The 15,251-nt window shown below is 42.9% G+C and carries 15 protein-coding genes and 1 riboswitch; all 15 genes read right to left on the minus strand.

The window, feature by feature from the left end; all coding sequences use genetic code 11:
* Window position 1: 1 nt before the first annotated feature.
* A complete protein-coding gene (gene ribD, locus GQY27_RS08765) occupies window positions 2-1,117 on the minus strand; it encodes a bifunctional diaminohydroxyphosphoribosylaminopyrimidine deaminase/5-amino-6-(5-phosphoribosylamino)uracil reductase RibD (RefSeq protein WP_160033357.1) in 1,116 nt (371 codons plus the stop codon).
* Between the two features lie 245 nt (window positions 1,118-1,362).
* A riboswitch (FMN riboswitch) is annotated at window positions 1,363-1,528 on the minus strand.
* Between the two features lie 129 nt (window positions 1,529-1,657).
* Window positions 1,658-2,098, minus strand: coding sequence for a peptidylprolyl isomerase (locus GQY27_RS08770; RefSeq protein ID WP_160033359.1), 441 nt, complete (start codon window positions 2,096-2,098; stop codon window positions 1,658-1,660).
* Between the two features lie 154 nt (window positions 2,099-2,252).
* Window positions 2,253-2,744: a nucleoside 2-deoxyribosyltransferase gene (locus GQY27_RS08775; RefSeq protein ID WP_201450708.1), complete on the minus strand. Its 492-nt coding sequence runs from the start codon at window positions 2,742-2,744 to the stop codon at window positions 2,253-2,255.
* A gap of 258 nt (window positions 2,745-3,002) precedes the next feature.
* Window positions 3,003-4,334 (minus strand): diaminopimelate decarboxylase, encoded by a 1,332-nt coding sequence (gene lysA, locus GQY27_RS08780; protein WP_160033361.1) that lies wholly within the window; start codon window positions 4,332-4,334, stop codon window positions 3,003-3,005.
* 174 nt (window positions 4,335-4,508) lie between these two features.
* The gene (locus GQY27_RS08785; protein WP_160033363.1) at window positions 4,509-6,086 is read right to left on the minus strand and encodes a spore germination protein; all 1,578 of its coding nucleotides are present in this window, start codon (window positions 6,084-6,086) and stop codon (window positions 4,509-4,511) included.
* Window positions 6,087-6,100: 14 nt separating this feature from the next.
* A complete protein-coding gene (locus GQY27_RS08790) occupies window positions 6,101-6,523 on the minus strand; it encodes a stage V sporulation protein AB (protein WP_160033365.1) in 423 nt (140 codons plus the stop codon).
* Window positions 6,520-7,179, minus strand: a complete 660-nt coding sequence (locus GQY27_RS08795; RefSeq protein ID WP_160033367.1) for a stage V sporulation protein AA — start codon at window positions 7,177-7,179, stop codon at window positions 6,520-6,522. The genes GQY27_RS08790 and GQY27_RS08795 overlap by 4 nt, the downstream gene beginning before the upstream one ends.
* Before the next feature lie 220 nt (window positions 7,180-7,399).
* Window positions 7,400-8,155: an RNA polymerase sporulation sigma factor SigF gene (gene sigF / locus GQY27_RS08800; protein ID WP_160033369.1), complete on the minus strand. Its 756-nt coding sequence runs from the start codon at window positions 8,153-8,155 to the stop codon at window positions 7,400-7,402.
* An 11-nt stretch (window positions 8,156-8,166) separates the two neighbouring features.
* Complete coding sequence (gene spoIIAB, locus GQY27_RS08805; protein ID WP_160033371.1) at window positions 8,167-8,619, minus strand: anti-sigma F factor; 453 nt, start codon at window positions 8,617-8,619, stop codon at window positions 8,167-8,169.
* Entirely contained in the window at window positions 8,616-8,969 is a 354-nt protein-coding gene (gene spoIIAA, locus GQY27_RS08810; protein WP_160033373.1) for an anti-sigma F factor antagonist, read from the minus strand. The genes spoIIAB and spoIIAA overlap by 4 nt, the downstream gene beginning before the upstream one ends.
* 113 nt (window positions 8,970-9,082) lie before the next feature.
* Window positions 9,083-10,267 (minus strand): D-alanyl-D-alanine carboxypeptidase family protein, encoded by a 1,185-nt coding sequence (locus GQY27_RS08815; RefSeq protein ID WP_160033375.1) that lies wholly within the window; start codon window positions 10,265-10,267, stop codon window positions 9,083-9,085.
* Between the two features lie 610 nt (window positions 10,268-10,877).
* A complete protein-coding gene (locus GQY27_RS08820) occupies window positions 10,878-12,212 on the minus strand; it encodes a pyrimidine-nucleoside phosphorylase (protein WP_160033377.1) in 1,335 nt (444 codons plus the stop codon).
* A 51-nt stretch (window positions 12,213-12,263) separates the two neighbouring features.
* Complete coding sequence (locus GQY27_RS08825; RefSeq protein WP_160033379.1) at window positions 12,264-13,130, minus strand: purine-nucleoside phosphorylase; 867 nt, start codon at window positions 13,128-13,130, stop codon at window positions 12,264-12,266.
* Window positions 13,131-13,195: 65 nt separating this feature from the next.
* Window positions 13,196-14,020, minus strand: coding sequence for a purine-nucleoside phosphorylase (locus tag GQY27_RS08830; protein WP_160033381.1), 825 nt, complete (start codon window positions 14,018-14,020; stop codon window positions 13,196-13,198).
* Between the two features lie 17 nt (window positions 14,021-14,037).
* Window positions 14,038-15,231 (minus strand): phosphopentomutase, encoded by a 1,194-nt coding sequence (deoB, locus tag GQY27_RS08835; protein ID WP_160033383.1) that lies wholly within the window; start codon window positions 15,229-15,231, stop codon window positions 14,038-14,040.
* Window positions 15,232-15,251 lie beyond the last annotated feature (20 nt).

Here is a 15,251-nt window from a genome sequence, read left to right on the forward strand (position 1 = left end):
ATCACTCCTTATCCGCTTTCCGCCAGACGGGCACACCTGAAATGCGGATATTATCATCCAGCATTTCTACCTCAAGATTCCTCAGCGTAATCGCTTCACTCATACGTTCTACTCCTTCAAAATAGAAGCTTCCGAGGTTCTTATAACCGCCGACAATTTTAGGAGCCATGAACATAACGAGCCGATCTACCAATTGGTTCTCCAGCATAGCTCCGTTTAACGTACCTCCGCCCTCCAGCAGGATTGAACCAATTTCAAGTTCACTAAGTTTACGAAGTGCGGCCAAGAGATCAACCCTTGAACCTGTACCAGAGCGAATGACCTGAACACCTTGTTTCTCAAAAAAATCGGCGCGCTCCTTATCCGCTCCCTCCGTTGTAATCAGAATGGTGGGTGCAAGACCATCTTTCACTACCTTCGCGTCCCGAGGGGTTCGAAGCTGTGAATCTATGATGATCCGCACTGGATTTACACCATCCACATCTAACCGGGTTGTTAACTCGGGATTGTCTGCAATTACTGTCCCTACCCCGACCATAATCCCTTGATGACGATGCCGGAGCAAGTGAACATTTTCTCTCGCTTTTTCATTTGAAATCCACTTACTGTCTCCACTCTTGGCAGCTATTTTCCCATCTAGAGTGGAAGCTGCCTTCAGCGTTACAAAAGGAAGCCCTGTCGTAATATACTTAAAAAACTTTTCGTTAAGATATTTCGCACGATCTTCAAGCAGTCCCACTTCCACTTCAGTTCCTTGCTCTCGAAGCATAGAGATTCCTTTACCCGCAACTTCATGATTCGGATCCTCGCAAGCAATGATCACTTTTTTTACTTTGGCTCTGATCAACTTTTCACTGCATGGAGGAGTTTTGCCGTAATGAGAGCAAGGTTCTAAGGTAACGTAAACGGTACTTCCTTCCGCTTCTGCCCCAGCCATTTCAAGAGCATGTACTTCCGCATGCCCCTTACCTCTTTGCAGATGAGTACCGAGCCCAACCATTCGGCCGTTTTTGACAATAACACAACCTACAACTGGATTAATTCCTGTCTGTCCCTGTGCCCTTTCTGCCATTTCGAGTGCAAGTGTCATGTAGAACTCATCATTCATTACGTCCATATAGATCACCCCATTTCACTATGCCTCTTTCAAGCAATAGAAAACAAAAAAGACCCTCAACCGATACATAATATCGGACGGGGGCCCTGAGAGAACGACGAATAAAAGCATAACAAATCAAAATCGCTAATAAGCAGCTCTTCATTATAGGTATGCCAAATAAATAGACATAACAAATAGAAAAACTTCTGCTAACTCAACTGATTTGATAGCTAGTATATAAACAAATAACGTCTATGTACTTTCTATTCCTTCTCTCATCCAGACTATACTGTCGGTTCCGGAGTTTCACCAGATCCACCGTAAGCATACGCTTAGCGGGTCACGGACTTAGACTGATCCATATTCCAATTACGTACCATGGAGGTCATCACCGCCGGTAGGGAATTTCGCCCTGCCCCGAAGGAAAATCGATATGAAATTGTAAAAAGCTTAATGAAATAGTAGCACCCTGCTCTATAAAAATCAACAGGATCTATAAATAATTCATTCTTAAAAATAAAAAAGCACCCCTGCTCGGGGGTGCCTGCGGACTAAATCCTATTCAACATCAAATACTTTAACCTCTACCATCTTGTCCCCATTTTTCATGTTAAGGGCTGTTTCAAGACCAGAAGTTACTTTACCAAATACAGTGTGAACACCATCTAAATGTGGTTGTGGTTCATGCACAATGAAAAACTGACTGGAGCCAGTATCTCTGCCTGCATGAGCCATAGACAAGGAACCTGCCACATGTTTATGAGGATTTCCTGCAGTTTCACATTTGATCGTAGTTCCGCTGCCGCCCATACCCGTACCTGTAGGGTCTCCACCTTGACTAACAAAACCTGGGATTACTCTGTGGAAAATAACTCCATCATAAAATCCCTCATTAGCCAATTTCTCGAAGTTTGCTACGGTGTTAGGAGCTTCATTTGGGTAAAATTCAAGTTCCATTTTTTCCCCATTTTCCATAACAATATATCCTTTTTTAGCCATTGTAATTCCTCCTAAAAAATAAATTGCCTCCAATAGCATACTATGAGTAAACACTGTAAAGCAACTTTGAGCATTCTCATCATAAAAAATAGAGCCTAAAAGCTCTCTTGAGTAAAAAAAGCAGAATCATATCCTTTTCTTACTTCAATTATCTCTACATTACATCTCCAGTGAAAGGCATATTGGGCATGTCAATAAAATGATAATCCGCAACTGCCTCTGCAGATTCAAGGTACGCATGGCAACTTTGGCTAATCATCAAGTTAACAACACCTGACTTTTCATGCACAATGATAACAGGCTTACCTTTAGCAATGGCATAACCAATCTCAAAAGCTGTACCACTGTCTACATGTCCATGTCTTACACCATGCAGCTCAGTCTCTCCTTCATAATCAATCACTGCAACGACAACATCAGCCCAATCAACATGCTTAACATCATTACGATAAACTGCATCTGCCCACTCTGCTGTATACATAGTTAGATGGGTTAGCTGCTCAAGTCTTGGAGAAAAGAACTCTCCAACATAAGGATTACTCTCCAGTGCTTTCTCAACTCTCTGCACTCTGTCAATTTGTTCCTCATTAAAAAACGGACTAGCAAGGTACACTTTAACCTTATTCATTTCTTGTTTCATCATCATGATCAATCTCCTCTTTTATAGTCATTATTTTAATTTGTTATCCTACCCAAATCAATACGCTACACTTTTCATCTCTTAACTCGATCTGTAACCTCAGGTTAACCGGTTTGGTAAAAGTGTGGCGATTATATAAACCAAGGTGTCAAGTATATAAACCAAAGAAAGAGAGCTTTTCAGCTCTCTCTACTCTTCCTGAAGCCACAGCTTCTAAGGTAAGATTCTTGGTCTATCGACATTTCAGAACATGATCAACCTGTACTAAGAAGTCACCGTTTGCTTATTCATACGTGCGGGAATCAGATCATTACGAACGATATCTTCGTGGCTCTCTCTACGAACAACCAAATCGCTTTGTCCATCCTGTACAAAAACAACAGCGGGCCTGCGAATCCGGTTATAATTGCTTGCCATTGAATAGTTATAAGCACCCGTACAAGCTACCGCTAAGAGATCTCCTGTTTCCACTTTTGGGAGCGCCAAATCCCATATCAGCATATCTCCACTCTCACAAGCTTTCCCTGCGATAGATACCGTCTCAGCTGCAGGTTCATTCGCACGGTTAGCCAGCATAGCTTCATACTGAGATTCATATAATGCAGGACGTGGATTATCTGACATTCCGCCATCGACAGCAACATATTTACGAACTCCAGGGATCTCTTTACTTGTACCTACGGTATACAGTGTAGTTCCTGCTTCCCCGACAAGACTACGGCCTGGTTCAACCCAGATTTCAGGAAGTTCTTCACCAATACCTGCAAAATGATTCTTAACACCGTCCGTTATCGCTTTAACATACTGTGACACTTCGAGAGGTGTATCCCCCTCTACATAACGGATTCCAAATCCACCGCCAAGATTAACGACCTGGAATGTAAGTCCAAGCTTCTCTTTTACTTCTCTAGCGAATCCAGCTACACGCTCTACTGCCATATGGAAACCTTCCACTTCGAAGATTTGAGAACCAATATGAGAATGTACACCAAGGAGCTGTAAATGAGACTGCTTACTTGCCAGTTCTATAGCTTCAAAAGCAGATCCATTACCAATATCAAATCCAAATTTGGAATCCGTCTGTCCAGTAGAAATATATTCATGTGTATGTGCTTCAACACCTGGAGTAATCCGCAGCAAAATTTTCACAGTCTGATGCTTTTCTGCTGCCATGGCTTGCAATAGATGAATCTCAGTAAAGTTATCTACTACAAAACAACCAATCTTTGCATCCAGCGCCATTTCAATTTCGTCAGGTGTTTTATTGTTCCCGTGAAAATGAATACGTTCTGCCGGGAAACCCGCTTGCATTGCGGTATATAATTCTCCATCTGAAACCACATCCAAGGAAAGACCTTCCTGTTCCACAAGAGTGCACATTGCTTTTACACTGAAAGCTTTGCTTGCATAGGCTACTTGAAAAGTGAGTCCTGATGCTTTGAATGCATCCATATACTCTCTTGCACGCTGACGAATCAAATGCTCGTCTACGATGTATAGCGGTGTTCCATATTCTTTTTTTAGTTCAACCGTATCGCAGCCACCGATTTCAAGATGACCTAAAGCATTAATACTGCTAGTACCGTGTAAATACATTGTTGGCAATTCCTCACTTTTCCTGGAATGATTCCATCTAATTTTACACCAGTATAGCAGAATTTGGCTTTACGTATATATGGATTAATCGGCACATCATTTGTATTTTAATTACTGGAATTTTTTTCATAATTTCTTTTTGATGAGTTAACAAATTGATTCAAACGGCGAACCTTACTTCTTCTTCGCCGGTTGCCGTGTATTATCTCGCGGCTTATTGAATGATGGTCTCTTCTTAGATGCAAGTACCGGAGAACGAATTATTGTTTCCATCATTGCCTTTGCATTAAAAGGTATAAACGGCCAGAGATACGCCGAATTATATGAACGATGGAGAGCAAGGATCAAGATCAGGATTGTCGTTCCTATGATCAGCCCCGGAGCTTTAAATGCAGCTACGACAACTAGTAAGATCAGCCTGACAATTCGGTTCGCGAGACCTAGTTCATAACTTGGCGTAGCGAACATACCTATAGCTGCAACCGCCATATACAGCAGCACTTCATTAACAAAGAGCCCTGTTTTGACGGCAACATCTCCAATGAGAATGGCAGCAATCAGCCCCATCGCTGAGGCCAGCGGAGTAGGTGTATGCACGGCCGCCATCCGCATCAGGTCAATTCCTATCTCAACAATGAGAAACTGCATGATGATCGGCAGTTTTACATTTTCTTGAGGCCCAATAAACTCCATTCCCTCTGGTTTTAGACTGGGCTCGATGACAAAGAGCATCCATAAAGGAAGCAGAAATAAAGAGGCAAAGATCCCTAGATAACGGACTAGCCGTAAATAAGTCCCCATAAAAGGCGTTTGCCTATTTTCTTCCGCATGCTGACAAAGATCAAAGAATGTCGTCGGCATAATCATAACGCTCGGTGATGTATCTACAAAAACGACAACCCTGCCCTCCAACAAGTGGGAAGCTACCGAATCAGGCCTTTCCGAGTATCTAACCAAAGGAAAAGGATTCCAACCTTCATTAATAATCGCTTCTTCGAGCTGTTTATCTGCAAGCGGGATACCATCAAGGTTTACCTTCTCAATCTTTTTACGAATACTATCAACTTGTACTTTATCGACAATATCATCGATGTAAGCAATACAAACATCTGTTTTTGTTCTGCGACCAACTTGCAACAACTCAAGCTTGAACCCTGGGTCACGAAGTCTTCTGCGGACGAGAGCAACGTTGGTCAGCAGCGTCTCTGTAAAACCATCTCTTGATCCCCGAACGACTCGTTCCAGTGAAGGTTCTTCAGGACTTCGGGCTGGGTAACTACGTGTATCAATGACGAGTGCTGTTTCTTCACCTTCAATAAAGAATGCACTCATTCCGCTCATTACCTGGATAAAGATTTTACTGAGTTCTGTATATTTCGTTACCTGGATGTGGGGAATGTAATACTCAAAGAAATCTTCCGCTGCATCAACACTCATTCCCCTTGAACTCACATAGGATAGTCTCTCTAATATTTCTGTTAACACTGCGTCTTTGGTAAGGCCTGTAACGAATAATAACCCCGTATGTCTTCCGCCGAGCGTCATTTCCCGGAAGTTAATATCAAAACTTTCTCCAAGTCCCATGACATATTTAAACGTTTCCTTGAGCTTATCAAATTCAGGAAGCACTGTGTCTTTTCCCTGCCAATAAACAACAGATTCTTCGATTGAATCTGATCGTTCACTGTGCTTTTTCTCTTTGAGTTCAGCTTCTCTCATTTTTTCTTTTTCTTTCTCTTTTTCTTCTGGCATAATCAGGTCCTCCCTTATTTGTCAAAGATAAACCAATCAAATAACGAACCTGCTACTTTTCCAAAAACCATAGCCATGAGTAATCCGAATAGATACGGTTTCATTCCCAGCCTTTTCGCTAATATAGGAAGTACATTGAGCACTTCGGTTAGTGCAGCTGCAAGCAGACCAATAAATACACCGCATAGTAATCCCACAAAAACAGCCACAATTGGCAGCAATCTAATTTTTAAATGCCAAAAATCAGCTGCCGTTCCAATCAGAGACCCGGATATCATAGCGACTTCATATGCATGGGCCTTGTCGTATGAGCGAGTTAACTGTGCGAGCCGCGGAATGATATCCAGCACGATAAACAAAGCAATGACACCACTTCCAACCGCAATACCGCTGGCGACACCAAGAAACATAATAATGACGCCATCAAGTACAGTCATAGTGAATCCCTGCCGCTCAAGTTATCCGTGCTGATTGAAGATTTAATACGTTCATATTCCTCGCTGATCGTGTACTGATCTACATTCTGTTGATACAGATACATTTCCACTTCAAGCGGAGTAGGCTCATCGTTCCACTTTTTCTTAAATAAGTGGTTAAAAAATACGGCCATACCAAACCCTATTCCGATGGAATAAGCAATCTGGAACATATAAGGATTCTCATCCCTATACCCAGTAAGCATCTCAACAACACGAACATGAACCTCTTTCATATTGACGTCTGCATGAAAATTCATAATGGTCAGAGCTGATCCGAAAAACAGCAAAAGCCATACTAAAATGAAAAGAGATTTGGAAGGAGGCTTCTCATTTGGGAGAAGTTCGACCAAGGTATGGCTGCTCCCAAGCGTCTCCACCTGAGCACTCGGAACGACTTGTTTAATCCGCGCAATAAGAGGAAGCACATCAATAAGTAACAATGTCCCATCTTTTTTTTCAGTATGTATCAGTACGGTTTCCCGTAATTTATGCTCATACTCTGGCGGATCACTCAAAATATTAGCAACATGCTTAATTTGGAGTGTGCTACCCATCTTAATTTTAATTCGGCTGTGCAGCCGAACGTACACTACAGGAGTGGATGTTCCATTCATCCCTGGCGTCACTCCTTATACTGCGAAATTAGACATAGTATGGAGATTTAGGCTCTTAATTATTCCGAAATTCAGGAATATAGGTTGATTCAGCGAAAACGACATCACTAAAAAGACCCCATCCTAAGTACAGGATAGGGTCTCACTAGTTTCGTGTTATCGTTGTTACACGAATTAACTAAATACTTACCTACACATCATCAGTTTCTTACTTGCACCGTTACTGCGCAATCTGATCACGAATGACCTGTAGAATTTTCTTTTCTAATCTGGATACTTGTACTTGGGAAATACCAAGTCTTGTAGCTACTTCGGACTGAGTCTGATCGCGGTAATATCTGAGATATACAATCAGTCGCTCTCGCTCAGACAAAGTTCCAATCGCTTCATTCAACGCTAGTTTATCAAACCAGCGCTCCTGAGATTCGTCAGCAATCTGATCCATTAAGGTAATTGGATCTCCATCATTCTCAAATACCGTCTCATGAATGGAAGTAGGAGGCTTATTTGCCTCCTGTGCGAAGACTACTTCTTCTGGTGTAATCTCCAGCGCCTCTGCCACTTCTTTAATTGTCGGCAACCGGTCTAAATATTTAGAAAGTTCGTCTTTCTTTTTACGAACTTTGTTCGCTGTCTCCTTAAGTGACCGGCTTACCTTGATGGTTCCATCATCTCTTAGGAACCTTTGAATCTCGCCAATGATCATTGGCACTGCATACGTAGAGAACTTGACGTCGTAGCTGAGATCAAACTTATCTACTGATTTCAGCAGCCCGATGCAGCCGATCTGAAACAGATCCTCAGGCTCGTATCCACGGTTCATAAACCGCTGTACGACGGACCACACAAGACGTATGTTACAATTGACAAGCGTGTCTCTGGCCACATTGTCCCCGCTTTGGGAGAGAGCAATGAGGCGTTTGACTTCCGCATCTTCTAGATACGTGTGTGTTTTATGTTTCGTTTCTGCTTCCATAGGTCCAACCCCTAATTATACAGTGCTTTCTTGGATTCAATCCTCTTCTTCATGAGGATTGAAGTCCCGCGTCCAAGCTCGCTTGACACTTCAAATTCATCCATGAAGTTTTCCATAATCGTAAAGCCCATACCTGAACGTTCCAGCTCCGGCTTAGAAGTATAAAGCGGCTGCTTAGCCATTTCGAGATCCTCTATTCCGTGTCCGTTATCTTCAATAACCAGGGTAATGGTATCGTTAAGGATCTCTGCCCTAATCGTAACCACACCGCTCTCATCACTGTGATAACCATGAATAATGCTATTAGTTACTGCTTCTGATACCACGGTCTTCAGATCACTCAGTTCATCCATCGTTGGATCAAGCTGTGAAATAAAGGCAGCAACAGCCACACGAGCAAAAGATTCATTTTCCGACTTTGCAGAGAACTGCAAGTTCATAAAATTCGATTGTCCTGGTTTCATGAAACTACCTCCAGACCCGAGAGGGCACTTCCCTCATTATCAAAAACCGGCATTATTTTGAACAAGCCCGACATATCAAGCAAACGGTGAACCGCTGGATTAGCGCCCGAGATCACCATTTTCCCGCCTTTATGATGGATCAGTTTATAGCGTCCTAAAATGACACCGAGACCCGAACTGTCCATAAACTGAAGATCTTGTAAACTAAGTACGAGATGCTTGCACTGTTGCTTCTGAATCGCTTCATCCATCTGCATACGAACGCCATCTGCCGTGTGATGATCTAGCTCTCCTGTAAGCCGGACAATGAGTACCCCGCGATCGTGCTCCATGTTCACTTGCAAATTCATGCTTGCTCACTCTCCTCCCTGTCATAGCCAACCATTTCTACATCTGTAAAATGGTTTCCTGCCCCCCGACAAAACTAGAAGAAAACTCTCATGAATCTACAAAAGCACTTTTTTTAGCGAAAAAGATCAGAGGTAGTCCGTTTAAACAGTTTCCAGAAGCCTGCTTTCTCCACATCCACCGCTGCTTTAATCTCAAATTCTTTTAAGACCTTGTTATCTTGGGAAACAATTAATTTTCCTAAAACTTGACCTTTGGTAATAGGAGCTTTGATCTCTGCTGGAATAGTCAGCTGCTGAGTTGTTTCATCTGATGCTCCTTTTTTCATGAGGACGCTGTAAGGTGTGTCGGCAATAATTTCAATCTCTTTGATGTTCCCTTTTTCTATCTGTACTTTGCCTATAACATCACCTTTTTTATAGATGGTTTTCATCATATACTGAGAAAATGCGTAGTCCAGCATGTTAGAAACTTCACTGTTTCTTGTTTTTGTATTTGGTTCGCCAAGAACCACCGCTACCACCCGCATGCTGTCTTTTACAGCAGTCGCAGACAAACAGAATTTAGCTTCTGATGTATAACCTGTCTTAAGACCATCGGCACCCGGATAGAACCGAACTAATTTATTCGTATTTACCAGCCAAAATGGTTTTTCGGAATCTTTCCGCAAATGGTCCTGATAGGCTCCTGTATATTTTGTAATGTCTTTATGTTTTAGTAATTCCCTGCTCATGATCGCAATATCGTGTGCAGATGAATAATGATTATCAACAGGCAGGCCGTTACAGTTAGCGAAATGAGTATCGTTCATGCCAAGTTCCTTAGCACGTTTATTCATCATTTCAACAAAAGCTGCTTCCGTCCCGGCCAGCTTCTCTGCCATAGCCACGGATGCATCATTACCTGAAGCCATAGCGATTCCTTTGAGCATATCATCTACCGTCATTTCTTCTCCGGCTTCAAGGAAGATTTGTGACCCGCCCATCGATGCAGCATATTCACTTGTACGAACTTTATCGGTCCATTTCAGTTTTCCAGCATCAATCGCTTCAACGACCAATAACATCGTCATGATTTTGGTAATACTCGCTGGAGGAAGTTTCTCATGCCCATTTTTCTCATAGATAATGGTCCCTGTGTCAGCGTCAAGCAGTACTGCCGAAACTGCATTTTCCGCAAGTTCAACGGGAGGTACTACATTATTTTGCTCTTTAATCGGCTCCTCGGCTGTTGCGGTACCTGGAACAATAATGGCGCAAGTCAACAAAAGAGCGGTCAGTATTTTTATCCTTTTTCTCATAAGTACCCGTATCCTCCTCTTCGATCTATTCAGTTAACTGATGTGTGACGTCATACTGCTATACATTCTCGTCAGGATTATTGGTAATTATTCCATTATCTGAGATAAATAATAATTTGACTTTGCGTATTCGTTTAATAGGACCTACATAATACATGGGGAGAATTGTTATCTCGGTAAAATGAACCTGTTATTTTCTTCTTCAGAATGCACAAGTAAATTTTAGAGGGAAGGAAACAAAAATCTATCCATAAAAGAGGGCTTCAACACAAGTATGTATAGGGTAATACCAAGTAACATATCTTGTTAGACTCACCTTTGTTACTATCTGGAGGAACAGCAAAAATGAAAGAGAACCAGCACACAAGGCCATAAAAAGAGTCATTCCCATCGTCATGGAAACCACCACCACCATAACCATGACTACAGACACTCTCGTGACGGCGGTGGAGGTCACACTCACATGGGACTTTCCTTATTTGCCTTTAAGATCGGTAAAAAACTCCCTCTTGAAGAACCTTGTAATTAAAAATGAAAAAGAAGCAGTTATCCTTTTACGGACTTCTGCTTCTTTTTGGTATCTGATAGCGATCTATATGGCCTTATAAAGCTATACGAATCGCTCTACGCCATGTTTAGTAACAAGTGCATAAATTAAGGGTTGTTTAGGTACGGCAGCATCTGTAATGCTGTAAGCTTGTTTCAGCTTATTCTCCGCCTCCTGCACCTTTGATTCACTCGCCTCATTGATGTGCATAACAGCAAGAGTATCTCCTGCTTTTACTTCATCGCTGACTTTCTTCACAAGGGTAACGCCGACTCCGTAATCAATAACAGATTCCTTTGTCTCGCGCCCTGCACCGAGCAGCATGGCAGCAATACCGATGGCTTCTGCTTCAATACTCGCCACATAACCGCTTGTATCTGCTTTTACCTCGAGTGTACGGCTCGCTCCAGGAAGTTTGCTTAGATCTTCTATTTGTCCTACATCTCCATGCTGGGCAGCGACCATTTGTTTTAGTTTATCAAAAGCCGCTCCGCTTCTCAGCAGTTCTTCAAGCACAACACGTGCTTCTTCTACGGTCTTTACTTTTCCGCCGAGTACGAGCATATGCGATGCCAAAATAAGACTGACTTCCTGAAGATCTTCCGGTCCGTTTCCTTGCAAAGTTTCAACTGCTTCCTTGATCTCAAGCGCATTACCAATGCCAAAACCAAGCGGCTGATCCATATCGCTGATTACAGCAACGGTATCACGACCAACATGGGTTCCGATATCAACCATGGCTTCTGCAAGACGAATCGAATCATCCAGTGTTTTCATAAAAGCTCCACTGCCTGTTTTTACGTCCAGTACAATCGCATCAGCGCCTGCGGCAATCTTCTTGCTCATGACCGAACTTGCAATTAGTGGAATAGAGTTAACCGTTGAAGTAACATCTCGAAGAGCATATAACTTCTTGTCTGCAGGAGCCATATTCCCACTCTGACCAATAACAGCTGCTCCCACTTCATTCACTTGATTCAGAAACTCGTCTCTAGTGAGCTCGATAGTAAAGCCTGAGATCGACTCTAACTTGTCCAGGGTACCGCCAGTATGACCTAATCCACGACCTGACATTTTAGCAACAGGAACACCTGCCGCGGCAACAAGCGGAGCAAGTACAATCGTCGTTTTGTCTCCTACACCCCCTGTGGAATGTTTGTCTACTTTAATGCCCTGAATTGGGGATAGATCCACTTGATCTCCTGACTTCGCCATTTCCATCGTAAGATGACCTGTCTCCTGTGCCGTCATTCCCTGGAAATAAACCGCCATAGCCCAAGCAGACATCTGATAATCTGGTATCTCACCACGGCTGTAACCCTGGATTAAAAACGTAATTTCTTCTGCTGACAACTCATGTCCATCGCGCTTCTTCTGAATTATATCTACAGCTCTCATATGCTTGACCACACCTTATTACCGTATTTAAAAAGTTCACAGCACCATTGATTACACTTCACGAACGAAAGCACGTACAAGACCGATAAATTTCGGTTTGGTACGATTTGCAACAGCAACTACTTGTTCATGAGTCAAAGGTTCTAGTTCCTCTCCAATTGCCATATCCGTAATACAAGAAATGCCCAGTACACGTAAACCCGCATGTCTTGCCGCAATTACTTCACCTACGGTAGACATCCCAATCGCATCTCCCCCAAGAAGAGCAAACATGGTTGATTCTTTCGGTGTTGAATACGTTGGTCCGCTGATGCCGCAGTATACCCCTTCCTGCAATTCCAAATGCGTACCATCCTCGCCTTTAATTTCTTTCGAAAGTTTTTTGGCAAGAGCACGATATTCTGGATCATAGGCAGCAGACATATCTGGGAAGCGAACGCCAAGTTTCGAATCATTGGGACCAATCAGGGGATTTGCTCCCGTCATATTGAGGTGATCTGTAATTAACATGAGATCTCCTGCTTTAAATCCTCGATTCATACCGCCTGCTGCATTCGTCAGCATCAATGTCTCTACACCGATCTGTGCCATCACATACACAGGAAGAACAACAGTACGCATATCATAACCTTCATAGTAATGGAAACGTCCTTGCATAATCATTACATCTTTGCCTTCAAGCTGACCAATAACAAACCGGCCCGCATGTCCTGCAACGGTGGATTCAGGAAAATGAGGAACTTCGTTATATGGAATATAGACGGCATCTTCAATCTGGTCACCCAGATCGCCGAGACCGGAACCTAAAACTAGACCTATTTTAGGAGCATACTTGCCTAATTTTTGTTTGATATAAGCTGCAGCTTCTTCAATGCGAGCACCATAATCTTTTGTCAGATCACTTGTAGTTTGAGACATATATGTTATTCCCCTTTAGTCAAAATTATGTTGCTATGATCCGTACCCTATCTACCGTACTATTCCTACATTTGTGGAATAAGCGACATGACCAGGTTCAAGAATTTTTCTTTTACCATTTCCGCTGTTTCCATGACTTCCTCATGAGATAACGGCTGTTCAAGAATACCTGCAGCCATATTGGTAATGCATGAGATACCGAGCACTTCAATTCCTGCATGACGAGCTACAATGACTTCAGCCACCGTAGACATTCCTACTGCATCCGCGCCCAGCGTCCGTAACATAACGATTTCAGCCGGTGTCTCATAGTTAGGACCAAGAAGACCAGCATATACGCCTTCCTTCATCGCAAATCCTTGTTTTTCCGCCGTTTCTTTGGCAAGCTTGCGGAGTCTAAGACTATATGCTTCAGACATATCTGGGAACCGCACACCAAAATCCTCATGATTCGGTCCAATCAGCGGATTGCGGCCTGTCATATTGAGATGATCGGATATAATCATCAGATCACCAGGTGTATAAGACGTGTTAACGCCACCTGCTGCGTTTGTCACAAGCATCTTTTGAACACCGATCGCTTTCATAACACGCACCGGAAACGCGGTTACTTCTGGACCATAACCTTCATACATATGGAAACGGCCTTTCATCATTACAACAGGACGCCCCTGAATGGTTCCAATCAGTAATTCCCCAACATGACCTTCTACAGTGGAAACCGGAAAATGAGGAATCTCTTCATAAGGAATGGCGATAGCATCTTCGATCAGTTCTGCAAGAATGCCAAGTCCTGAACCAAGAATAAGTCCGATTTCTGGAATCACGTTCGTTTTTGATTGGATATAAGTTGCTGCTTCCCCTACGTTGCTTTGCGCTAGCTGTGTCATAAACTTAATTGTCCCCCTTAAATAAGTTCCCTTAAAAAACTCTCCCCGTGCAGTGGAGCTTTCGTACCAAAATTATCAGCAATCGTCGCACCAAGATCAGAATACGTATCTCTTATACCAATGCTTTTTCCTGGATTTTGTAAAGATGGACTATAGATCAACACGGGTACATATTCTCTCGTATGATCCGTTCCTGCATGTACAGGATCATTACCATGGTCAGCAGAGATGATGAGAAGGTCATCAGGACCGATGTGCTGCATAATCTCTGGCAAAGCCTTATCAAATACTTCAAGAGCACCTGCATAGCCTTCTGGGTCCCTGCGGTGACCGTACAAGGAATCAAAGTCTACTAAATTCGTAAACAAAAGTCCGTTAAAATCCTTGCCTAATTGCTCAATAGTTAGTTCAATACCATGTTCATTACTCTTGGATGGATAAGAAGCGGTTACCCCTTCTCCATCGAAAATGTCATTAATCTTTCCTACTGCGATTACATCATAACCAGATAATTGCAGAGAATTCATCACCGTTGGCTCTGGCGGTTTTACTGCGTAATCGTGCCGGTTAGGCGTTCTTCTGAAAGAACCTGGTTGTCCCACATAAGGACGAGCAATTACACGCCCTACAGAGTGTTCAGGAGCAAGCGTAAGTTTACGAGCAATCCGGCAAGCTTTGAACAACTCCTCAACCGGAATTATGTCTTCATGCGCAGCAATTTGGAATACACTGTCTGCCGATGTGTAGACAATCCAAGCGCCTGTCTTCATCTGCTCTTCACCGTACTCCTCAAGAACTTCCGTACCGGAAGCCGGTTTATTACAAAGAACTTTACGGCCTGTCTGTTTTTCAAATTCAGTAATTAAGTCTTGCGGGAAGCCGGCAGGATATGTATTAAACGGAGTTTCAATTTTGAGCCCCATTAATTCCCAGTGTCCGGTCATCGTATCTTTACCTGCAGATACTTCTTTCATCTTTCCGTAATATCCTGCAGGTTCTTCCACAGGAGACAGAGGCGGAATAGAAGCAATATTTCCAAGCCCTAATTTTTGCATGTTGGGAAGCTTTGTACCCGGTACTCGTTCCAAAATATGACCTAGTGTATGAGCACCTGCATCACCAAACTTAGACGCATCTGGTTGCTCTCCAATTCCTACACTATCCAGCACGATGAAACATATCCGTTTGAAACGTGATTCTCTGCTTGTCATGATGTATTGCCCCTTCCCTA

It is taken from the genome of Paenibacillus sp. An7 (genome assembly GCF_009870785.1).
GTDB lineage: Bacteria > Bacillota > Bacilli > Paenibacillales > Paenibacillaceae > Paenibacillus.

Coding starts and splice junctions, on each gene's coding strand:
- GQY27_RS08770 (WP_160033359.1), bottom strand. CDS start 2,098: ATGGCTAAAAAAGGATATATTGTTATGGAAAATGGGGAAAAAATGGAA.
- spoIIAA (WP_160033373.1), bottom strand. CDS start 8,969: ATGAATTTGCAAGTGAACATGGAGCACGATCGCGGGGTACTCATTGTC.
- lysA (WP_160033361.1), bottom strand. CDS start 4,334: ATGTATTTACACGGTACTAGCAGTATTAATGCTTTAGGTCATCTTGAA.
- GQY27_RS08795 (WP_160033367.1), bottom strand. CDS start 7,179: ATGAATGGAACATCCACTCCTGTAGTGTACGTTCGGCTGCACAGCCGA.
- GQY27_RS08820 (WP_160033377.1), bottom strand. CDS start 12,212: ATGAGAGCTGTAGATATAATTCAGAAGAAGCGCGATGGACATGAGTTG.
- spoIIAB (WP_160033371.1), bottom strand. CDS start 8,619: ATGAAACCAGGACAATCGAATTTTATGAACTTGCAGTTCTCTGCAAAG.
- GQY27_RS08790 (WP_160033365.1), bottom strand. CDS start 6,523: ATGACTGTACTTGATGGCGTCATTATTATGTTTCTTGGTGTCGCCAGC.
- GQY27_RS08815 (WP_160033375.1), bottom strand. CDS start 10,267: ATGAGAAAAAGGATAAAAATACTGACCGCTCTTTTGTTGACTTGCGCC.
- GQY27_RS08825 (WP_160033379.1), bottom strand. CDS start 13,130: ATGTCTCAAACTACAAGTGATCTGACAAAAGATTATGGTGCTCGCATT.
- ribD (WP_160033357.1), bottom strand. CDS start 1,117: ATGGACGTAATGAATGATGAGTTCTACATGACACTTGCACTCGAAATG.
- sigF (WP_160033369.1), bottom strand. CDS start 8,155: ATGGAAGCAGAAACGAAACATAAAACACACACGTATCTAGAAGATGCG.
- GQY27_RS08775 (WP_201450708.1), bottom strand. CDS start 2,744: ATGATGATGAAACAAGAAATGAATAAGGTTAAAGTGTACCTTGCTAGT.
- GQY27_RS08785 (WP_160033363.1), bottom strand. CDS start 6,086: ATGCCAGAAGAAAAAGAGAAAGAAAAAGAAAAAATGAGAGAAGCTGAA.
- GQY27_RS08830 (WP_160033381.1), bottom strand. CDS start 14,020: ATGACACAGCTAGCGCAAAGCAACGTAGGGGAAGCAGCAACTTATATC.
- deoB (WP_160033383.1), bottom strand. CDS start 15,231: ATGACAAGCAGAGAATCACGTTTCAAACGGATATGTTTCATCGTGCTG.